This is a genomic window from Ideonella paludis (assembly GCF_018069865.1).
Classification (GTDB): Bacteria; Pseudomonadota; Gammaproteobacteria; order Burkholderiales; family Burkholderiaceae_C; genus Ideonella; species Ideonella paludis.
Map to the genome: position 1 here is coordinate 493679 of NZ_JAGQDG010000004.1, position 21499 is coordinate 515177.

Sequence of the window (21499 nt, forward strand, 5' to 3'; positions counted from 1 at the left end):
GTTCTTGGCGGGTCAAGCCTCTGATTGTCGCCCGGGCGAAGGCGCACGCCGATAGCGCAATCCCCCAGCCACCCAGGTCGCCACCACATGGCGGTCGTCGCCCTGGGTGATCCAGGCAAATACAGCGTCATGCACATCCTGTGCCACGGCCTGGCGGCGGGCCTCCAGCGGGGTGCAGGCCTTGTCCCACACCACCACATCGGCCATCAGGCCAGGCTCCAGCGCACCGATCTCCTGCGCCAGGCCCAAGGCCTGGGCCGCGCCGCGCGTGGCGGCATGCAACAAGGCCCAAGCCGAGACATGCCGCCCTGCCATGGCCTGCACCTTGTAGCCATCGGCCAGCGTGCGCAGCATCGAGAGGCTCGTGCCCCCACCCACGTCCGAGGCCATGCTCACGGCGGTGCCCGTCGCCTCAGCCGCCGCCCAGTCGAACAAGCCGCTGCCCAAAAACAGATTGGACGAGGGGCAGAACGCCAAGGCCGCCCCACTGTGGCGCAGCAGGGCCCGGTCTTCATCGTCCAGCCAAATGCCATGGGCCAGCATGGCCCTGGGGCCCAGCAGGCCAAAGCGTTCGTAGACATCGAGGTAGCTGCGCGCCTCGGGGAACAACTCGGCCACCCAGCGCACCTCGTCGCGGTTCTCGGCCACATGGGTTTGCATATAGAGGCCGGGGTGGGCTTTCATCAAGCCGCCGGCCATGGCCAACTGCGCGGGGGTGGAGGTGGGCGCGAAGCGCGGCGTCACCGCATAGGCCAGGCGGTCTTGGCCATGCCAGCGCTCGATCAGCGCGGTGCAGTCGCGTTCGGCCTGCGCCACATCGTCGCGCAAAAAATCAGGCGCATGGCGATCCATCAGCACCTTGCCGGTGATCAGCCGCATCTGCCGCGCCTGGGCCGCTGCAAACAGCGCATCGACCGAGTGCTTGTGCACCGTGGGAAAGACCATGGCGCTGGTGGTGCCCTGGGCCAGCAGGCTGTCGAGGAACAGGGCCGACAGGGCTTGCGCATGGGCCTCGTCGGCCATGCGGGCTTCTGCGGGGAAGGTGTGGGTGTTGAGCCAATCCAGCAATTGCGTGCCCCAGGCGCCGATCACGTCGATCTGCGCGCTGTGCACATGAGTGTCGATGAAGCCCGGCAAGATCCAGCGGCCCCGATGGTCTTCTTGGGGCCAGTCCGGCCCCGGGGCTTCGGCCTGAACAGCGACGATGCGCTGTCCGTCGATCAGCAACCAATGGTCGGGCCGCACCCGCACGCCGGTGGACTGCGGGTCCTCCAAAGCGGGTTGGGCGCTGAAGTCGATCAGGTCGCCGCGCAAGGCGACACGAGAGAAAGGCTTTGAATTCATGACACTACCCGGGTCGCACCACCCAGGGCCTGCAGTTCACGTGTGACCTCGCGCACCTGCTCGCGCAGCCAGCGCTGGGCGGGCGCGCTGTGGTTGCGCTCATGCCAAAGTTGGTAATAGGCCAGCGGCGGGCAAGCCACTGGGCAGCGCACCACCCGCACCGGCAAGGTGTGGATGTGACGCTGGCAAAACAGGCGCCCGGTGGTGAGCACCAAATGGCTGCGCGCCACCATCATGGGTGCCAAGCTGAAGTGCGCCGTGCGCACCGTGATGCGGCGGCTCATGCCTTGCTCGGCCAAGAATTCATCAATCACGCCCAGTGCACCAGGGTGCAGGGGCGTGGGGGCGATGTGGTCGCTGGCGAGATAGCGCTCGGGCCCCCAGGCGCGGGGGTTCTTCACCGCCGGGTGGTCGGCCGCCACCAGGCACACCACCTCGTCGCTCAGCAGCTTGCCCAGGTGCAGCTCTCCGGGCGGCGAGAGCCAGTTGCCGATGACCAGATCGACCTCGCCCAGCGCCAGCTTGCGTTGGTAGTTGGAGTCGGCCGACAGCGGGTGCATCTCCAGCGTCACACCCGGCGCTTCGCGCTGCAGGCGCGCCACCACGCCGGGCAAGAACCAGGGGTCCAGGTAGTCGGCCGCCGCCACCTTGAAGGTGAGCTGGGCACGGGCCGGCTCAAACGCCGCCGTCTTGCGCTGGGCACCAAAAAGCTGGGCCGCTTCTTGCAAGAGGCGCTCAGCCGGGGCCAGCAGGTCCAGCGCAGCATCGGTGGGCACCAAGCCTGTGCCTGAGCGCACCAAGAGCGCATCACCCGTCAGCCCCCGCAAGCGCTTGAGCTGCGCGCTGACCTGCGGCTGGGTGCTGCCCAGGCGCAACGCGGCACGCGACACACTGCGTTCACTGATCACGGTATGCAAGACCCTCACAAGATGAAGGTCGATGTTCGCCAAATCCGGCTGTTGCGTCATATCGTTGATCGTATTCCAATCATGCTTCAAACCCTATACACAATCACCCCGACTGGGTTTACCGTCTGGGTTCTGCACCACGCTGCTCACCCCTTCCCTTCAGCCTTTTCCCCTCGACCACCATGGCCCCACACGACACCCCGCGCCCTTTGCGATTCGTCTTCCGAGGCCAGGTGGTGGAGATCCCCCGAGGAAACCCGCAGCAAACCGTGTTGCAGTGGTTGCGCGAAGACCAGCACGCCTGTGGCACCAAAGAAGGCTGCGCCGAGGGCGACTGTGGCGCTTGCACCGTGATCGTGGCGGAATTGGCCGACGATGCAGAAGGCTCTGCGGCCGTGCACGCCGATGGCCTGGCCCTGCGCACCGTGAACGCCTGCATCCGCTTTTTGCCCACCTTGGACGGCAAAGCCTTGCTGACCGTGGAAGACCTTTCCCCGCCCGATGGGCCGCTGCACCCCGCACAAGAGGCTCTGGTGCGCTGCCACGGCAGCCAATGCGGCTTTTGTACCCCCGGCTTCACCATGACCCTAGCGGCCTTGCACGAGCATCATGCCCGCGCGGGCACCCAGCCCAGCCGTGCTGCAGTGAGTGAGGCGCTCTCTGGCAACCTCTGCCGCTGCACCGGCTACAGGCCCATCGTCGACGCCGGCCTGCAGATGTTGCCGGCGGGCGGCAGCGCCCCGGCCTTGCCCTTGCAGGGCGTGCGCGAACAATTGCAGAGCCTGCACAAGCTGCACAGTGGCCACACCCTGCACTGGCCGCACAGCGACACCCCGTTTTGGGCCCCGCGCAGCGAAGACGACTTGGCCGCACTGCGCCTGGCCCACCCCGACGCCCGCCTGGTGGCCGGCGCCACCGATGTGGGCCTGTGGGTGACCAAACAGATGCGCACCCTGCCCGGCATGATCTGGCTGGGCGATGTGGCCAGCCTGCGCCAGATGCAGGAGCGCGAAGGCAGCTTGCTGATCGGCGCTGGCGTGCCCTTGGAAGACGCTTGGCAAGCCCTGGCCCGCCATTGGCCCACGCTGGCAGAGATGGGCCAGCGTTTTGCCGGGCCGCCTGTGCGGCATGCCGGCACCCTGGTGGGTAACCTGGCCAATGGCTCGCCCATTGGGGACGCTGCGCCGGTCTTGATCGCCCTGGGCGCTCGCCTGCATTTGCGGCGCGGCGAAGAGCAGCGCAGCCTGCTGCTGCAAGACTTCTACCTCGACTACATGAAGAACCAGTTGCAGCGCGGCGAGTTCATCACCGGCGTCAGCGTGCCGCTGGACACCCGCGCCAGCGCCCCGCCCGGACAGCCAGGCTGGCAGGTGCAGGCACACAAGCTCTCCAAGCGCTGGGACTGCGACATCAGCGCGGTGAGCGCGAGCTTTGCACTGCGGCTGGACGGCAGCGGCGACGAGGCCCGCATTGCCGACGTGCGCTTGGCTTTTGGCGGCATGGCCGGCGTCGTCAAGCGCGCGGCGCACACCGAGGCCGCGCTGCGCGGCCAAGCCTGGACCGAGGCCACGCTGAAGGCCGCCCAAGCCGCCCTGACCCAAGACTTCAGCCCCCTGACCGACCTGCGCGCCAGCCGCGACTACCGCCAGCAAGGCTGCGCCGCGCTGCTGCAACGCCTGTGGCTGGCAACCCGGCCGACGAACCCGCTGCCTGCGTCCGCGTGGCGCATCAACGCCGTGACAGCCCATCGCACCGAGGAGGCCCTGTGATGGGCGCGGTTCACACCACAGGCCCGGTGGGCCAGTCCCTGCCGCACGAATCGGCCCTGGGCCATGTCACCGGGCGCTCGGCCTATGTCGATGACTTGCCCGAGCTGCAAGGCACGCTGCATGCCGCCTTAGGCCTCTCGCCCGTGGCGCATGGCCGCTTGCTGGGCATTGATGTGGCCGCGCTCAAAGCCCAGCCGGGCGTGGTGGCGGTGTTCACCGCTGAGGACATCCCCGGCCCCAACGACTGTGGCCCCATCGTGCATGACGACCCCATCTTGGCCCAGGGCGAGCTGCGCTACCTGGGCCAGCCGGTGTTTGCGGTGGTGGCGCAGACGCGCGACGCTGCCCGCCGCGCGGCGGCCCTCGCCGCCAAAGTCATCCAGCACGAGCCCTTGCCTGCGCGCTTCTCACTGCGCGAGGCCCATGCATCCGGCGAGCATGTGGTGCCGCCCATGCGCTTGGCCCGCAGTGCGTCGGGCGCCGGTGTGGCCAGCGCGATGGCGCAGGCGCCGCACCGGCTCAGCGGCCAGTTCAGCCTGGGCGGGCAAGAGCAGTTTTATCTGGAAGGGCAGATCTCCTATGCCGCACCGCAAGACGACGGCGGCCTGAAGATTTGGTGCTCCACCCAGCACCCCAGCGAGATGCAGGCCCTGGTGGCCCATGCCCTGGCCTGGCCGCAGCACCAAGTGCAGGTGGAGTGCCGCCGCATGGGCGGTGGCTTTGGCGGCAAAGAGTCTCAGTCGGCCTTGTTTGCCTGCGTGGCCGGCCTGGCCGCTGCGCGGCTGCGCCGGCCGGTGAAGCTGCGCCCAGACCGCGATGACGACATGCTCATCACCGGCCGCCGCCACGGCTTTGAGTTTGATTGGGCCGTGGGCTTTGACGACGCAGGCCGCCTCTTGGCCCTGGACGTGACCCTGCTGGGCCATGCCGGGCATTCGGCCGACCTCTCGCCGCCCGTGATGACCCGCGCGCTGTGCCACATCGACAACGCGTACTGGCTGCCCGAGGTCTCGCTGCTGGGCGCCCTGCCCCGCACCCACACCCAAAGCAACACGGCCTTCCGCGGCTTTGGTGGGCCGCAAGGCGCGCTGATCACCGAAGTCATCATCGACCACATCGCCCGCCACTTGCAGATAGACCCGCTGGCCGTGCGCCAAGCCAATTGGTATGGCCAAGATGGCGACGGCGAGCGCAACACCACGCCCTATGGCCAGAAGGTGGTGGACAACGTCATGCCGGCCCTGGCGGCGGAGCTGGTGGAGCAGGCCCGCTATACCCAGCGCCGCGCTGACATCGCCACCTTCAATGCGCACAGCCCGGTGCTCAAGAAAGGCCTGGCGCTGACCCCGGTGAAGTTCGGCATCTCGTTCAACGTCAACCACTTCAACCAAGCGGGCGCGCTGGTGCATGTCTACACCGACGGCACGGTGCTGGTGAACCACGGCGGCTGCGAAATGGGCCAAGGCCTGCACACCAAGGTGGCGCAGGTGGTGGCGCATGAGCTGGGGCTGGAGCTGACCCAGGTGCGCATCACCGCCACTGACACCAGCAAAGTGGCCAACACCTCGGCCACCGCTGCCTCCACAGGGGCCGACCTGAACGGCAAGGCGGCTCAAGACGCAGCGCGCAAGATCCGTGAGCGACTGGCCGCTTTGGTGGCCACCGGCTGGGGCTGTGCGGCGGCTGATATTGCCTTTAGACAAGGCCAGCTCCACGGCCCCCGGGGCCAAAGCCTGAGCTTCAAAGACGCCGTGGGCCAGGCCTATCTGGCGCGCGTGCAGTTGTGGGCCGATGGCTTCTACGCCACGCCCGGCCTGCACTGGGACCGCCAAACCTTGAACGGCCGGCCCTTCTATTACTTTGCCTATGGCGCAGCGGTCAGCGAAGTGCTGCTCGACACCCTGACCGGCGAGTGGAAGCTGCTGCGTGCCGACCTGCTGCACGATGTGGGCCAGTCGCTCAACCCGGCTTTGGACATCGGGCAAATTGAGGGCGCCTTTGTGCAAGGCATGGGCTGGCTGACCACGGAAGAGCTGGTCTGGCACCCGCAGACGGGCAAGCTGCTGACGCATGCGCCCTCAACCTACAAAATCCCCACAGCCAATGATGTGCCCGAGGCCTTGCACACCCGCTTGTTTGCCAACCGCAATGTGGAGGACACCATCCACCGCAGCAAAGCCGTGGGTGAACCCCCGCTGCTCTTGGCCTTCAGCGTGTTCTTGGCCCTACGCGACGCCGTGGCGGCCTGTGGTGCGCCCGGCTGCCAGCCACCGCTCTCGGCCCCGGCCACGCCCGAGGCCTTGCTGCGGGCGATCCATGCCGTCCAAGCCTGAAGGGCACGTTCAACGCCATGATTGCGGCTCCTGAGCTGTCCCTGGCCACCGCCGAAGCCTGGTTAGCCCGTGGGGAGGCCGCCCTGCTGCTGCGGGTGGGCGCGACCCGAGGCTCAGTGCCGCGCGAACAAGGCACCACCATGCTGGTGAGCGCCAGCGAGGTGGCCGGGACCATTGGCGGCGGCCACCTGGAATGGCAGGCGATTGCCCGCGCCCGCGAGGCATTGGCCCAAGGGCGGGCCGAGCCCGAGGTCTGGAGCGTCAGCTTAGGGCCCAGCTTGGGCCAATGCTGTGGCGGCGCCTTGAGCCTGCACTTTGAGCCCCTCAGCACCCAGAGCCTGGCGGCCTGGGCCAGCCCACCGCCGCGCTTCAGGCTGCAGCTCTATGGCGCGGGCCATGTGGGCCGGGCCATTGTGCAGGCCTGCGCCACCCTGCCCTGCACAGTGCGCTGGCTGGATGAGCGCGACGCTGAGTTCCCAGCCGCCCCCCTGCCCGCCCACATCCACACCGTGGCCGCCCAGCCTCTAGAGGACGAAGTGGCCGATGCGCAGCCCGGCGACTTCCACCTCATCCTGACCCACAGCCATGCCTTAGATTTGGCGTTAGCCCATGCGGTGCTGCAACGCGGTGACGCCGGCTGGCTGGGCCTGATTGGCTCTGCCACCAAGCGCGCGCGCTTCGAGCACCGCCTGGCCGAGCGGGGGCACAGCCCTGAGGCACTGGCCCAGATGGTGTGCCCCATTGGCCTGCCCGGCATCAGCGGCAAAGAGCCGGGCGTGATTGCGGCCTCAGTGGTGGCGCAGATGCTCCTGCACCGCGGCACCTAAGCCCGCGCGTACAGCCCGCTCTGTATCAAAAGCCCGAGCCCGGCAGCGCCAGAAACGCCTCCTCTTCAGGCATAGAGGGCCGCCCCAAGATCGCGTTGCGGTGCGGATAGCGGCCAAAGCGGTCGACGATGGCTTTGTGGCGCAGCTCAAATTCATGGCTAGACGCGGAGGCATGCGCCTTGAACAAAGGCTCGGCCACCGCATGAACAGCGGCTGATTCGCTGTGCATATAGGGCAGCAGCAAGAAGTTGCGCTGACGCTCTTCCAGCGCTTGCAGCGCACCGGCAGCCACGGCCTCTTGGGCCAGGGCCAGCGCCATCGCATCTTGCGCAAAGGCCTGCGGGGTTTGGCGATAGACATTGCGCGAGAACTGGTCGAGCACAATGATCTCGGCCAAGCGCCCCTGCGCCGTGGCCCGCCAGGCCCACAGCTCGCCCGCCGCAGCCTGCTTCATCACGCCCTCAAAGCGCTGACGGATCAGCGCATCAAAAGCGCTGTCGGTGGCAAACCAAAGGCGGGGCTCAATCTCTTCAAACCAAAACGAAAGAACGGTGGTGTGCATGGGCTTCCCAAAAACAGGTGTGGCTGCATTTCACCTCTTTGGTGCACTGAACTGTGGCCGCGAGCCTTGAAAAGACCCCTCAAGCGTGGGGGATCCAGCCCCCTGGCGCGCGGAAAGCCCGCCTTGCCCCCGCAGTGGCAGACAGAATGCGCCCTGTTTGGCCTCTCCGGGGCTGAGTAGAGGAAGGCGAACGTGGCACTGGATTGGATGAACTCCCTGGCAGGCTTGCTGGTGGGCTTGGTGGTGGGTGTGACCGGCGTGGGCGGCGGCGCCCTGATGACGCCGATCTTGGTGCTGGTGTTTGGCGTGTCGCCGCAGACGGCTGTCGGCACTGACCTGCTTTATGCCTCGATCACCAAAATGTTTGGGGTGGGCGTGCACCACAACCATGGCACCGTGGACTGGGAGGTGGTCAAGCGCCTGGCTTGGGGCAGCCTGCCTGCGGCCGCACTGACCTTGGCCTGGATGAGCTTCTCGGGGGCCAACCGCGTCAAGAGCGGCCTCATCATCGACATGGTGGGCGTGATGCTCATCGTCACCGCCCTGGGCATTGTGTTCAAAGACCAGTTGCAGGGCCTGGGGCGCAAGATACGCGTCACCAACTCCGAGCAGTTCAAGCATGTGCAGCCGGTGCTGACGGTCTTGGGCGGTGTGGTGCTGGGCGTGCTGGTCACCCTGACCTCGATTGGGGCCGGCGCCCTGGGCACGGTGATGCTGGTCTACCTCTACCCGCTGCGCCTGACCCCCTCCAAGCTGGTGGGCACCGACCTGGCCCACGCCATCCCCCTGGCCATGATCGCGGGCCTGGGCCATCTGACCATGGGCAATGTGGACTACGCCCTCTTGCTCAGCCTGCTGGTCGGCTCCATCCCCGGCGTGCTGATCGGCGCGCTCATCAGCACCCGCGCCCCCTTGGCGCTGATCCGCTATGCGATCGCCATCGTGCTGGGGGCGGTGGCGGTGAAGATGCTGATGCTGTGAGGCTCAGGTGGAGCTGCTGCTGTCGGGCTTGACCCTTTATCTGCCCGTTCTGCTCGCAACGGGCTTGGCCTTCAGACCTGGGCATCGACTTGAGCGACCCTGGACCTTCGTGCTGGTCGCCCCTGCGATTGGCTATGGCCTGGCGGTGATGACCGTACTGGGTGTGGAGGCGCCCTTGAGCGTGCTCCACATGCTGCTGATCCCGACCTTGGAAACACAGGGACTGGACTTGGCTTGGTGGAACCACAGCGTGCGGTGGTTCAATGACCACACGGTCCTCTTGCACGTCATTGGCGGAGTGGGCTTGAGCGTGGGCTCCACCGTGCTACTCCTTCGACGCTGGCCTCAGATACTCAAGGCCGTTGGACCCTGAGCTAGGTTCATGATCCCGAATCTCAGGCACCAAGTGCGCGGCTCTATCTACCGCAGACCCGCTGCCATCATCTGCAGCTGAGCTGCGTACTCGAAGAGATGCGCAGCTCAGCGACGCGTCCACAAATCACCTTCACACCGTCAAGATGGTGCACCCCGTGGTCTTGCGGGCTTCCAGGTCGCGGTGGGCTTGGGCCACGTCTTCGAGTTTGTAGCGTTGGTCGATGCGGATCTTGACTTGGCCGCTGGTGACCATGGCGAACAAATCGTCGGCCATGGCTTGGGTGCGTTCGCGGGTGGCGATGTGGGTGAAGAGGGTTGGGCGGGTCACATAGAGCGAGCCCTTGGCGGCCAGCACGCCGATGTCCAGCGGTGGCACTTTGCCCGAGGCATTGCCGTAGGTGGCCAAGAGGCCAAAGGGCTGGAGGCAATCCAGGCTCTTCATAAAGGTGTCGGCGCCCACCGAGTCGTAAACCGCCTTCACGCCCTGGCCGCCGGTGATGGCTTTGACCCGCGCGACAAAATCTTCGCTGCGGTAGTTGATGGTGTGGCTGGCACCCAGCTCACGCGCCAGCGCGCATTTGTCGTCGCTGCCGGCCGTGCCAATCATCTGCAGGCCCATGGCTTTGGCCCATTGGCAGGCGATCAGGCCCACACCGCCCGCAGCGGCGTGGAAGAGGATGAAGTCACCCGCCTTGAGGCCGCCTTGGGGTTGGGTTTGGCGCAGCAGGTATTGGGTGGTCAGGCCCTTGAGCATCATGGCCGCGCCTTCGTCAAAGCTGATGGCGTCGGGCAGCTTGCAGACGCATTTGGCAGGCATCACGCGGCGCTCGCAATAGCTGCCGGGGGGCTGGCTGGCATAGGCGGCGCGGTCGCCCACCTGCAGGTGGCTCACGCCCTCGCCCACGGCTTCGACCACGCCTGCGCCCTCCATGCCCAGGGCCAGCGGCAGCGGGTTGCCGTAAAGGCCGGTGCGCTGATACACATCGATGTAGTTCAGGCCCACCGCGTGGTGGCGGATGCGGATCTCGCCGGGGCCGGGCTCGCCCACCTCGGTGTGCACCAGTTCAAGCTGTTCGGGGCCACCATAGGCTTGGATGCGGATGGCGCGGCTGGAGTGGGTCATGGGGATCTCCTGATGTCTGATCGGCTCACAAAACTCAGCGCAGCGGTTCTGGCTAGGCGGATCCGGCGCAGACAGTACACGGAGTACGGCAAGCCGGGCCAACGACGCCAGAAGAGTTTTGTGAGCCGATCTTATCGTGTGGGCCAGGTGCGGGTTTCGCCGAGGCGCAGGGTGGTAAAGGCATTGTCAGGCACACCAAAGGCTTGGCGGGCCTGGGCCAGGTCTTTGGGGGCTTGGTCTAGCGGCTCGTCGCACAGGCCCTCAAAGGTGCCCCAGTGCACGCCGACACTTTGCTTGGCGCCCAGGTCGAGATGGATCTGCGCCGCTTCAGCCGGGTTGATGTGCTGGTTCTTCATGAACCAGCGTGGCTCATAGCAGCCGATAGGCACCAGGGCCAGATCGAACCCTCCTTGCGCTTGCTCAGGCTTGAAGTGCGCGCGGATGTCGGCAAAGTCGGGGCTGTAGGCGGTGTCGCCGGTGTAGATCAGATGAAAGTCGGGCGCCAGGGCTGCAAAGCCGCCCCACAGCGTGGCGCGGCGGTCAAAAGGCGTGCGGCTGGACCAATGCTGGGCGGGGGTGAGGACAAACTCCACCGCGCCCACGCGGTGGCGGTCCCACCAGTCCAGCTCCACCACATTCTGAATGCCTTGGTCTTCAAACCACGCCTTCACGCCCAACGGCACGATGAACAGCGGCGCGCCACCGGCCTGGGCCGCCAGGGCCTGCACAGAGGCCACATCCAGGTGGTCATAGTGGTTGTGGGAGATCAGCACCACGTCGAGCTTGGGCAAGGCCGCCACGTCAACCGGCAGTGGCGCCACGCGACGCGGCCCGGCCCACTGCACCGGTGAGGCGCGCTCGGAGAACTGCGGGTCGGTGATGAAGCGCAGGCCGCCCATCTGCACCAGCATGGTGGAGTGGCCAAGCCAGGTGGTGCTGGGGCCGGGGGCGTTGAAGTCGGGCGTGGCGGTGGGCAGGGGCGGGTCGGGCAGCGGCGGGTTGCTGCGAGTCGCCTGCCACTTGATGACCTCCCACTGGCTCTTCATCTCATTGCCGCCGTAGCGGTTCTGAAAGCCGGTGGGGGTGTGGTGGGACTTGGCCGGGTTGTAGGCGGCGTTGTCGGCGGGTTGCGCGGCGGCCCACAAACCGCCACCGGCCAACGCCAAGACCAGCAGCGCCCAGCGCCATTGATTGAATTTCAAAGCCATGGCGGGACTGTAGCGGCTGGCCGCTATGCTTGCAGCCCATGACGAACAAGCCCCTCAGCCCTCGCATTGCCCTGCTCCTGACCCTGGCCCCGCTGATGTGGGCGGCCAACGCGGTGGTGGGCCGCATGGCGGTGGGCAGCATTCCGCCGGTGGCCATGAACTTGGCGCGCTGGGTCATTGCCTTTGTGCTGCTGCTGCCGCTGGCCGGGGCCGTGCTGCGCCAGCGCGAGGCCATTGCCCAGCGCTGGCGCTATCTCTCGATGCTGGGCCTGCTGGGCATGGGCTGCTACAACGCGCTGCAGTACATGGCCCTGCACACCAGCACGCCCTTGAACGTGACGCTGATTGCGGCCAGCTCGCCGATCTGGATGCTCTCCATTGGGGCGGTCTTTTATGGTGTGCGGCCGCGCGCGGCGGACCTGATTGGCGCGGCGCTGTCGATGTTAGGCGTGGTCCTGGTGATTGCCCGTGGCAAGCCCAGCAACCTGCTGAGCCTGCAGTTTGTGCCGGGCGACTTGCTGATGCTGCTGGCCATCTTCACCTGGTGCCTCTACAGCTGGCAATTGGCGCGGCCACCGGCGCATATGCAAGGTGAGCAGCGCCCGGCCTGGGACTGGGCCGCGTTTTTGATGGTGCAAATGGTGTTTGGCCTATGCTGGAGCGCCTTGGCCACGGGCATTGAAGCCAGCGTCAGCCCCGAGCAGTGGCGCTGGAGCTGGCAGGTCGGCGCCATCTTGCTGTTCGTGGCGGTGGGGCCCAGCCTGATCGCCTATCGCAGTTGGGGCATCGGCGTGGGTGCCGTGGGGCCAGCCATTGCGGGCTTCTTTGGCAACCTCACGCCGGTGTTTGCGGGGATTTTTTCAGCCGCGCTGCTGGGCCAGTGGCCGCAGTGGTTTCACCTGGCGGCTTTCGGCTTGATTGTGCTGGGCATTGTGGTGTCGGCCAAGCGATAAGCTCCACATGCGGGCCCCCCGCCTGCACGTTCAGCCAAGTCACTTCAAGTGGCTGCGGAAGAAGTCGGTAAAGCCCTTGTAGTCTTCAGATTTGGGGATGTTGTCGATGGCCTGGCAGAGGGAGCCGATACGGGCCTTTTGATAGGCTTCGCAGATCTTCAGGCCCGCATCGGGGTGATGTGTTTTGGCTTCGCCACGAGTCACCAAGCGCCTGAAAAATGGGGCCTCGAACTTCAGCATGATCGGTGGCGACAGGCGATGCACGCTGCTGGCGGCCGAGCCGAAGTTGGCGTATTGGGGGTGGTCCTTTCGGAAGTCCTTGATGTAGGCCTTGCGGTCTTCGGGCACCAGGAACCACTTGGCGTTCTCGGTCTCCCTGTAGGTGGCCTGCGCGTTATAGGCATACACCGCGTTGACCAGCGAACTCTGGCCCGCTGCCCCTTGGGCGCCCTCCACTTTCAGGTCGGTTTGCTGAGCCTGCCAGACATTCAGCGTGCCTTGCGAGCCCCCGATCAAAAAGATGTTGTTCGGGTCAATGCCCAACTCATCAGCCATGTTGCGCAGGCTTTGGACAGCCAGCCCGATGTCCCAGTGTGGCGGCGGGACGATGTAGTCGTTATGAACCGGGTGGCGATACTCGATGGACGCCACCGCAAAGCCCGCCGCCTTGGCGGGCAGAATGATTTTGTCGTAGAGCGTCGGGTTGTTGGGGTCGCTTTGGACGGGAATGTGTTTCACACCACCGCCCGGATGCGTCCAGATGACCAAAGGCTGCTTGGTGGCGCCGCGGCTGACCGGCCAGAAGTCGAAGTCTTGTTTAAAGGTGTCCGGATAGGTCGGGTCGAACCAAGATTCAGTGCCCCAGTCGATGCGCCGATAGCACCCGCAATCTGGGCGCCAATGATCTTCAATGTTTTGCGTTTGTTGGGCCTGTGCGGCGGGCGCTTGCAGGCACAAGGCCGCCAGAAAGCTCGTCCATAAAGTCTTCATCTTCTACCTCCCTGAGTTCCACTTGAGTGCCGCCCGGTGCTTTGCTTTGGTGAGCGGCTTGACTGAGGCTTTCGCCCTTCATGCTTTGGAGCGCAGCTCTGAGTCAATGCGCCAGCAGCTCTACAGCCCCCTGCTGGGCTGGCACATCAAGTAGACGATTTTTGCGCACGAAAGGTGACATGCGCCTCCCTCTTGCTGGGGAACTAACCAAAAATCTACACAGATTGTTGGCGTCTCAGCGCCATTTGGCCAACAGCCATACGCCAGTGAGCACCAAGCTGGTTCCCACCAGCACCAGGGGGGTGAAGGGCTCACCCAAGATCCAGACCCCCAGCAGAATCGTGGCCATGGGACCGACCATGCCAGCCTGCGAGGCCAAGGGCGCGCCCAAGCGCTCGATGGCCATCATCACCATCAGCACCGGCGCCACAGTGCACAAGGTGGCATTGAGCACCGACAGCCACACCACTGGCATGGGCACCAGGGCCGCTGACAGTGGCTTGACCCACAAAAAGTGAGCGATGCAAAACACTGAGGCTGCGCTGGACGCCAAGCCCACCAGGCGCAGCGAGCCCAAGCGCGCCACCATGGCGCCGCTGGCCACCATGTAGATGGCATAGCTGACGGCACTGCCAAACACCAAGGCCGCGCCCAACAGCACATGCGAGCCCTGCAAGTGCAGCTCTTGCCCAAACACCAGCACCGTGCCGCCATAGCTGATGGCCAGCGCTAAGCCATGACGCCAAGTGACTTTGTAGCCCTGAAACACCACGGACAAGGCCAACACGATGGTGGGACCTAAATACAAGATGAGCCGCTCAAGGGAGGCCGTGATGTAGGCCAAACCCATAAAGTCCAACAAACTGGCGAGGTAATAGCCGCTGAAGCCCAAACCCCAAATGGCCAGCTTGTCTCGCCGGGTCAGCGGCGGCTTGCCGCGCCCAGCATGCCAAGCCAGCAGCAAGAACAGCGGCAGCGCCAGCATCATGCGCCAGAGGATGAGCACCACGGCGTCCACGCCAGGGTAGCGGTAGGCCAGCTTGATGATGATGGCTTTGCCTGAAAAGCCGAGCGCACCACCAAAGGCCAGCAGCAGGCCAGGGCCTATAGCGCGAAAGGTCTTGCTGACCTGATCGACGCGCATCAGAACCCCAGGGCAGCACCGTCACGGCGCGGGTCGCTGGCGGCGATGTAGCCACCATGCGCGTCATCACGCCAAATGAATTGCCCGGCGCCAAACTGGCCGGGGTCGGTGATGTCGGTGAGCTGGTGGCCCAGCGCCGCCAAGCCTGCGCGCAAAGCCTCAGGCGCGCCCTGCTCCAGCGAGAGGCTCAGGCCTTGCTCAAAGCGCCAGCGCGGCGCGTCGCAGGCCACTTGCGGGTTTTGGCGGTGGCAGAGCATGCGCACCAAGGTTTGCACATGGCCTTGCGGCTGCATGTGCCCGCCCATCACGCCAAAGCTCATTTGCGGCTGGCCATTGCGGCTCAAAAAGCCGGGGATGATGGTGTGGAAAGGCCGCTTGCCCGGCGCCACCACATTCGGATGCGCCGCATCCAAGCTGAAACCATGGCCGCGGTTCTGCAGCGATAAGCCCCAGTCGGGCAAGACCACGCCCGAGCCAAAGCCCATGTAGTTGCTCTGGATGAAGCTCACCATCATGCCGCTGGCATCGGCCGTACTCAGATAGATGGTGCCGCCCTTGGGCGGCGTGCCGGGGCCGAAGTGCTGGGCGCGGTGGGGGTCGATGAGGCGTGCGCGCTGCGCCAAGTAGTCGCGGTCCAGCAGGCTGCTGACGGGCAGGTGCATGTGCCGGGCCTCGGCGACATGCGCATGCAGGTCGGCGAAGGCCAGCTTGATGGCCTCAATCTGCAGGTGTTGGCAGGCGGCACTGTCAATGGGCAGGGCGGCCAGGTCAAACTGCTGCAACATGCCCAGCGCCATTTGCGCCGCAATGCCTTGGCCGTTGGGCGGGATCTCATGCAGGGTATGGCCTTCAAAGCCCTGCGCCAAGGGCGTGACCCACTCCGCTTGATAGGCGGCCAGGTCGGCTTCGGTCAAGGCACCGCCTTGCTCTTTGGCCGCCCGGGCCATTGCACTGGCAATCTCGCCCCGGTAGAACGCTTCACCGCGGCTGCTGGCCACTGCCCGCAGCAAGCGGGCTGCGCCCTGGGCGCGAAAGCGCTCACCCACCTCAGGCGGCCGCCCACGGGGCAAGAACATCTCGGTGAAGCCCGGCTGGCGGGTCAGCTCAGTGACTTGCGCGGCCCGGGCCCAGGCACGCTGCACCAGCACCGGCACGGCCTCGCCGCGTTCCGCCATCTCGATGGCCGGCGCCAACACATCGGCAAAGGGCAGTCGGCCCAAGCGCTCGTGCAGTGCGACCCAGCCGCCCACCGCGCCTGGCACGGTCACGGCGTCCCAACCCCGCATCGGCGGGCTGGTGGCCTCGGCACCGTAGCGTTGCTTGAAGTACTCGGGCGTCCACGCCTGCGGTGCGGCACCCGAGGCATTCAGGCCGTGCAGGCGCTGGCCATCCCAGACGATGGCGAAGGCATCGGAGCCCAGGCCATTGGCACAGGGCTCCAGAAAGGTCATGGCCGCTGCTGTGGCAATGGCCGCATCCACCGCATTGCCGCCCTGCCCCAGGATGCGCAAACCGGCCTGCGCCGCCAGAGGGTGGGAGGTGGCCACGACATTGCGGGCCAACAGCGGCTGGCGATGACTGGGGTAGCCGGGGTGTTGGTGATCAAAGACGAGCATGGGCCCAAGTGTCGCCCATGTCGGTCAGGTCGGTGGGCACAGGCCTGCAATGGCCCGCATCCAGCCCAGCCCAAGGTGAGAGGCGCGCTCTTTTCTCAGGCCCCTCGCCAACCGCCGACCTAAGTGGCCCTTGGCGCGCTCACAGGGCCATGCGCGTGGTGCCGCCTTCAGGCGTTGTCATGTCCACCGTCGCTTGCCGAGCCTGCAGGTCCACGTGCAAGTGGACCCATTGATCCTTGTTCACCCACCGCAAGCTCAAGGCGTCCTCAGCGCTGTCCGCGCATTCAAACTGGCCGCCAAATGCAGGGTGTTGATTGCGCAGGCGAATCAGTTCGCACAGTCGCTCAACCACGGGTTGCTTCAATTGGGCGTGAACTTCGCCCTCGGTGTAGTGGTGGCGGTTGATGTCGCGCCCAACCCGGGTGCGCTCGAGCAGGCTCATGTCATTGCGCCCCGCCAACAAGCCCACATAGTAGACCTGAGGGACGCCGGGCATGAAGAACTGGATCGCGCGAGCTGCCAAGTAGGCCGAGTCATCGGCGCCCAAGGCGTCGAAGAAGGTGCAGTTGACTTGGTAGAGGTCCAGGTTGGAAGCGGCAGCACCCGTGGCTTGGCGGCTTTGACCCCCACTGTTGGCATGGATGCGCTCGACCAAAGCATCGAGCTCTTCAGGCGGCACCAGCCCCGGCGAGCCTTGGCGGTCCGCGGCGTCAGCACCAATGTCGATGATGCCAATACCGTCATGGGTGTCCAGCACCGTCAAAGCGTTGTTGGGGCGAATCGCGATCCAGCGCTTGAGCGGGCCGCTCTGCCCGAAAAACAGGGCGTGCAGCACCAGGGGCGGCAGGGCGAAGTCATACACCCAATCCACCTTGGCTGCGATCTCGATCTGCCGCTGATAGTAGGCATGCACCTCGACCAGCACTTCGATCTTTCTCGCCCGAGCCTGCTGTGCAAACTCGGCAATGAAGTCAAAGGTCTCGGGCATCATGAAGCAGTTGGCACCCGCCTTTTTGATGGCGTAGCCCACGGCGTCCAGGCGCACCATGCCAATGCCGTTGGCCGCAAAGGTGTCGAGGATGCTGTGCAGATACGCCTGCCCTTGGGGGTGGCTCACATCGATGTCCAACTGCTGTGGCGTGAAGGTCGTCCACAGCAATTCCTTCTCACCCGTGGCCAGCGTGGTCACCGTGAAAGGCAGGCCTGGGCGTGGCCTGTAGATGCTCAACAAGTCTTGCTGCGTGGCCCCCTGCGGGAACACCGAGGCATGTGTCAAGAACAGGCCCGCATAGGCCGAGGCCGCGCCCTTGGCGGCATAGTCCTTGAACTGCGGAGACTCCGAGGACACATGGTTGACGATCACGTCCCCCATGATGTCCACCGTCTCGGACAAGGCGCGCACATCAGACCAATCACCCAGGCGCGGGTCGACCTGCGTGTGATCGATCGGGTCAAAGCCGGCGTCTGAGCCGTCAATGGGATAGAAGAAAGGCAGCAGGTGCGCCCCACCAAACAAGCCCTTCAGCGGCCCTTCCAGCAAGGCCTTGAGTTCGCGCATGCCACCACCACTCAAGCGGTCGACATAGGTAATGAGTTGAACTTGGTTCTTCATCAAAGTGTCACTTGGAAGCAGCCGTTGGGACGCGCAGCACTGCCACTGCCGCACAGGCCAGCAGCACGCCGGCCAGGCGAATCACGTTGTCAGGCTGGCCACCGAGCACGCTGTGATAGATCAGCGGCAAGGTGACCATCTGGATCAGCATGGGAATCACGATGAACATATTGAAGATGCCCATGTAGACCCCGGCCCGCTCTGGGGGAATGCTGCCGGCCAGCAGCACATAGGGGTTGCCCATGATGGAAGCCCAAGCCAAACCGATGCCGATCATGGGCAAGAACAGCAAGGCTTTGTCTTGGATGGTGGGCAGCATCCACATGCCCAAGGCAGCGGCCAGCAGGCAGGTGGCGTGCACGGCCTTCGGGCCCCAGCGCCGCACAAAGGGCAGCATCGCAAAGGCCGCCAAGAAGGCCACGAAGTTGTAGAAGCCGCCGATCTGGCCGTTGAGCAAACTGGCGTCTCTGAAGCCCGCAGACTGAGCGTCTGTGGTGGCAAACATGGTCTTGGCCAAGGCCGGGACGATGTAGATCCAGTAGCACATCATGCCGTACCACTGGAACAGCTTCATCCACCACAGCTTACGCATGGTGGGCGGCATGTGCTTGATCGCATCGACGATCTCCGCCAGAGTGGCGCCAACGCCTTTCGGGGCTGCAGCAATGCGCTGTCGCTCCTCATCGGTCAGCGGCAGCTCGGGCACCTTTTTGACGGACCACCACACCGTGGTGAAGGACAGCAAGGCGCCAATCAAAAAGGCGGTCAGCGTGGCTTGGGGGATGTGGTTATCGCCGACCGCATCTTTGTTCATGCCCATCCACACCAAGAGACTGGGCGTGAGGTAGGCCAGCGTTTGCGCCAAGCCGGTGAAGGCGCTTTGGGTCAAGAAGCCGCGGGCATGCTGGTCTTGATTGAGCCGATCGGACACATAGGCCCGGTAGGGCTCCATGGTGACGTTGTTGGCGGCATCCAAGATCCATAGCAGACCTGCTGCAAACCACAGCGTCGGGCTGTAGGGCATGGCCAAGAGGCCCAGGCTGCACAGAATGGCACCAATCAAAAAGTAGGGCGTTCGACGGCCCCAGCGGCTCTGGGTTCGGTCGCTCATGGCGCCCACAATCGGCTGCACCAACAGGCCCGTGACCGGCCCCGCCAACCACAGCAGCGGCAGCTTGGATTCGTCAGCACCGAGGTACTGATAAATGGGACTCATATTGGCCTGTTGCAGACCAAAGCTGAACTGAATGCCGAAGAATCCGACATTCATATTGATGATCTGCGACAGCGAGAGGTGGGGCTTGAGTGCGCTCATGATCTGGCGATGCCTGGAGTGAAAAGGGCGCCACCGTCGGCGGCGCCCTTCTTGACCTGTGAAGAGCGAGCAGGGCAGGCCTGCTCTGGCAAGGCGCTTAGAAGCTGTACTTCAAGGACACGCGTGCGCTGCGACCGTTGATGGCGCGGGCAATGTACAGCGGGTTGTTGGTCAAGTTGCCTTGGCCTTCGGCTTCGGTGTAGCCCAAGGTGTTGAACAGGTTGTTCACACCCAGGGAAGCGGTCAGGTTGCGGGCCACCTCGTAGTTGGCGAACAGATTGACCGTGGCATAGCCAGGCAAGACCACCACGTTGTCATCCTGGGCGTAGGACTTGGTGGTGCCGATCAAGCTGCCACCGACTTCCACCGGGCCAAAGACATAGCTGGGCGAGACTTGGTAGACCAAGTTGGCTTGGCGACGCGGGGTCTTGCCGGTGTTGGCACCCGAGGTGATTTCAGCATTGGTCAGCGTGAAGCCGCCGGTCAGGCGCAGGTCGCCAAAGCTGGCTGCCAATTCAGCTTCAATGCCTTGCGACTTGTAGGCGTTTTCTTTGACGGTCTGGGTGGTCAACTCAAAGCCTGCACCTTCCTTGGTCTTGGCCAAGAAGGCCGTGACAAAGGCGCTGTAGCCCTGGGTGCGGTACTTCACACCGGCTTCAAACTGGTCAATCTTGCTGACGGGATAGGGCGCACGGCCGCTGTCCACATCGGCATCCCACACCACGCGGTCCGGTGACTTCCAGGTCACACCGTGGCTGAAGCGGGCAAAGGTGGCCATGCCCTTGTTCAGCTCATAGTTGCCGCCCAAGGAATAAGAGGTGCCGCTGGTGCTCCAGCCAATGGTGTTGGTCTTGGCGGGGTTCCAGGTGTTGCCGCTGGCCGCATCACCAAACTTCTGGGTGCCGGTGCCGCGCTGCTTGTCAAAGCGGATGCTGCCGTCCACGCTCAATGGGCCGTTGTCATAAGTCACCGCTGCATAGGGCGCCATCGCCGTCACGCGCACATCGAGGTTGCGGAAGCAGCAGCCGCCCCAGGTGGTGGTGGCATCACCCACGGGCTGGGTGGTGACCTTGCCGGTGTTGTCGTAGAGAGCCGCACCGTCGCCGGTCAGGCCAATGTTGTAGCGGTTCCAGTACCAGGTCTGGCCGATGTTCTGGATGCCCGAGAACAAGCCACCGGTAGCGGTCAGCTTGGCGTTGCCATCGAGCTTGAATTCCTTTTGCAGGCGGGCGTCATTGAAAACGTTGCCCATGTCGTCCAACGAGGTGTTGAAGATGTGGGCCGAGAACACCGGCGTTGTGCCGGTGTATTGGTTGGCGCCGTTGGCGGCATCCGTGGCCGCGCCGCCAGCCGGGAAGACACCGATGAAGCGGCCCGTGATGTCGCTCTTGCGGAAGCGGTTGCTGAAGCTCAGACCGTTGCCCAGGTTGAATTGGCCTTCGATGCCAATCGAGTTGACCTGCACTGCCAAACCATCTTGTGGGTTGGTGTTGACGGTGTTGCCGTTTTTGTCGACCACGGTGTCGTTGGCGAACCGCGAATTCACGAAGAAGGCCGTGCGCGGATCAATGCCTTGGATGGTGTTGATCTTGCTGCCCGAGGTGGTGACGGGCACTGGCAAGTAGGTGGGTGTGCGGTCATTCAGGCTCTTGAGGTTCAGGCGCAGATAGCTGCCCTGCCCCAGATCCTTGGTCAAAGCGGCGCGGAACTGACCGCCGTTCTCGACCGTCGCGTCGGTGTTGCGTGTGCCTTCGCCGATGCGATAGAAGCCACCAAACTGCAGGTTCAGGCCATCAGCCACCTTGGTGCCGTAGGCGAAATCCAAGCGCTGCTGACGATGATCCAAGCCGAGGCCGAGGCCCACAGCGCCGCCGTTGGTCTTGCCGGTCTTGCTGCGGAAGTTGACGATGGCGCCAGTGCCGTTGGTGGTCATGGTGGCCGAGGAGCCGCCACGAATGGCTTCAACGGTGTCGGTCATGTAGTCGGCGCGGACAAACTGGTCGGCCGTGGCGAAGGAGATGTCACCGAACAAGATCACGGGCAGGCCGTCTTCTTGCAACTGGACATAGCGACCGCCGCCATCGGACATGGGCAGGCCACGCACGCCCAAGTTGGCATTGCCTTCGCCGCCACTGGCCTCAGCACGCACGCCAGGGACATTACGCAGCACATCAGCGGCACTGGAGGCCACCGCGTTTTGCAACTGCTCCGCATCCAAGGTCGAGACCGACACCGACTGCTTCATCTTCGAGCGGGCGGTGGACGTACCCGTCACCACCACACGTTCAAGTTGCAAGGTGTCAGCTTTGGCCTCTGCCTTGTCATCAGCAGCGGCGGTCTGGGCATGTGCGCCCGTGGCCGCAAAGCCCATCAGGATGGCCAGGGACACTGGGGTCAAGGTTGCAAACGTCTTCATGAAATGCGTCTCCGAGGGTGGAA

Annotated in this window: 17 protein-coding genes; 6 read left to right on the top strand and 11 right to left on the bottom strand. The window is 64.8% G+C overall.

Annotation, left to right across the window (positions count from 1 at the left end; all coding sequences use genetic code 11):
* Window positions 1–12 precede the first annotated feature (12 nt).
* Window positions 13–1344: a guanine deaminase gene (guaD, locus tag KAK11_RS12650; protein WP_210809491.1), complete on the bottom strand. Its 1332-nt coding sequence runs from the start codon at window positions 1342–1344 to the stop codon at window positions 13–15.
* Window positions 1341–2312, bottom strand: a complete 972-nt coding sequence (locus tag KAK11_RS12655) for a LysR family transcriptional regulator (protein WP_210809492.1) — start codon at window positions 2310–2312, stop codon at window positions 1341–1343. The genes guaD and KAK11_RS12655 overlap by 4 nt, the downstream gene beginning before the upstream one ends.
* A 122-nt stretch (window positions 2313–2434) precedes the next feature.
* On the opposite strand from KAK11_RS12655, the gene xdhA reads away from it, so the two are divergent.
* From xdhA to xdhC, 3 genes are read left to right on the top strand one after another with little or no spacing between them, the layout of a single operon-like run.
* Window positions 2435–4021, top strand: coding sequence for a xanthine dehydrogenase small subunit (gene xdhA, locus KAK11_RS12660; protein WP_210809493.1), 1587 nt, complete (start codon window positions 2435–2437; stop codon window positions 4019–4021).
* Window positions 4021–6354 (top strand): xanthine dehydrogenase molybdopterin binding subunit, encoded by a 2334-nt coding sequence (xdhB, locus tag KAK11_RS12665; RefSeq protein WP_210809494.1) that lies wholly within the window; start codon window positions 4021–4023, stop codon window positions 6352–6354. The genes xdhA and xdhB overlap by 1 nt, the downstream gene beginning before the upstream one ends.
* Before the next feature lie 17 nt (window positions 6355–6371).
* The gene (gene xdhC / locus KAK11_RS12670) at window positions 6372–7181 is read left to right on the top strand and encodes a xanthine dehydrogenase accessory protein XdhC (RefSeq protein WP_210809495.1); all 810 of its coding nucleotides are present in this window, start codon (window positions 6372–6374) and stop codon (window positions 7179–7181) included.
* Between the two features lie 25 nt (window positions 7182–7206).
* On the opposite strand, the gene KAK11_RS12675 is transcribed toward xdhC, so the two are convergent.
* Window positions 7207–7743: a DUF924 family protein gene (locus tag KAK11_RS12675; protein WP_210809496.1), complete on the bottom strand. Its 537-nt coding sequence runs from the start codon at window positions 7741–7743 to the stop codon at window positions 7207–7209.
* Between the two features lie 207 nt (window positions 7744–7950).
* On the opposite strand from KAK11_RS12675, the gene KAK11_RS12680 reads away from it, so the two are divergent.
* Both KAK11_RS12680 and KAK11_RS12685 read left to right on the top strand, forming a co-directional pair.
* Window positions 7951–8724, top strand: coding sequence for a sulfite exporter TauE/SafE family protein (locus tag KAK11_RS12680; protein ID WP_210809635.1), 774 nt, complete (start codon window positions 7951–7953; stop codon window positions 8722–8724).
* Window positions 8725–8731: 7 nt separating this feature from the next.
* Entirely contained in the window at window positions 8732–9097 is a 366-nt protein-coding gene (locus tag KAK11_RS12685; protein ID WP_210809497.1) for a hypothetical protein, read from the top strand.
* Window positions 9098–9229: 132 nt separating this feature from the next.
* On the opposite strand, the gene KAK11_RS12690 is transcribed toward KAK11_RS12685, so the two are convergent.
* Window positions 9230–10222, bottom strand: a complete 993-nt coding sequence (locus tag KAK11_RS12690; protein ID WP_210809498.1) for a quinone oxidoreductase family protein — start codon at window positions 10220–10222, stop codon at window positions 9230–9232.
* 131 nt (window positions 10223–10353) lie between these two features.
* Window positions 10354–11430: an MBL fold metallo-hydrolase gene (locus KAK11_RS12695; protein WP_210809499.1), complete on the bottom strand. Its 1077-nt coding sequence runs from the start codon at window positions 11428–11430 to the stop codon at window positions 10354–10356.
* A gap of 38 nt (window positions 11431–11468) precedes the next feature.
* Between KAK11_RS12695 and KAK11_RS12700 the strand changes: the two genes are divergently transcribed.
* On the top strand, window positions 11469–12383 hold the full coding sequence (locus KAK11_RS12700) for a DMT family transporter (RefSeq protein ID WP_210809500.1): 915 nt from the start codon (window positions 11469–11471) through the stop codon (window positions 12381–12383).
* A 39-nt stretch (window positions 12384–12422) separates the two neighbouring features.
* Here KAK11_RS12700 and KAK11_RS12705 read toward each other — a convergent pair whose 3' ends face one another.
* The 6 genes from KAK11_RS12705 to KAK11_RS12730 all read right to left on the bottom strand — a co-directional run bounded on the left by KAK11_RS12705 (window position 12423) and on the right by KAK11_RS12730 (window position 21476).
* On the bottom strand, window positions 12423–13373 hold the full coding sequence (locus tag KAK11_RS12705) for an alpha/beta hydrolase (RefSeq protein ID WP_210809501.1): 951 nt from the start codon (window positions 13371–13373) through the stop codon (window positions 12423–12425).
* A 235-nt stretch (window positions 13374–13608) separates the two neighbouring features.
* The gene (locus KAK11_RS12710; protein WP_210809502.1) at window positions 13609–14517 is read right to left on the bottom strand and encodes a DMT family transporter; all 909 of its coding nucleotides are present in this window, start codon (window positions 14515–14517) and stop codon (window positions 13609–13611) included.
* A complete protein-coding gene (locus tag KAK11_RS12715; protein WP_210809503.1) occupies window positions 14517–16133 on the bottom strand; it encodes a gamma-glutamyltransferase family protein in 1617 nt (538 codons plus the stop codon). The genes KAK11_RS12710 and KAK11_RS12715 overlap by 1 nt, the downstream gene beginning before the upstream one ends.
* Window positions 16134–16272: 139 nt before the next feature.
* The gene (gene gtfA, locus KAK11_RS12720; RefSeq protein WP_210809504.1) at window positions 16273–17745 is read right to left on the bottom strand and encodes a sucrose phosphorylase; all 1473 of its coding nucleotides are present in this window, start codon (window positions 17743–17745) and stop codon (window positions 16273–16275) included.
* Window positions 17746–17752: 7 nt separating this feature from the next.
* Window positions 17753–19060, bottom strand: a complete 1308-nt coding sequence (locus tag KAK11_RS12725; protein WP_210809505.1) for an MFS transporter — start codon at window positions 19058–19060, stop codon at window positions 17753–17755.
* Between the two features lie 97 nt (window positions 19061–19157).
* A complete protein-coding gene (locus tag KAK11_RS12730; protein ID WP_210809506.1) occupies window positions 19158–21476 on the bottom strand; it encodes a TonB-dependent receptor domain-containing protein in 2319 nt (772 codons plus the stop codon).
* Window positions 21477–21499: the final 23 nt, after the last annotated feature.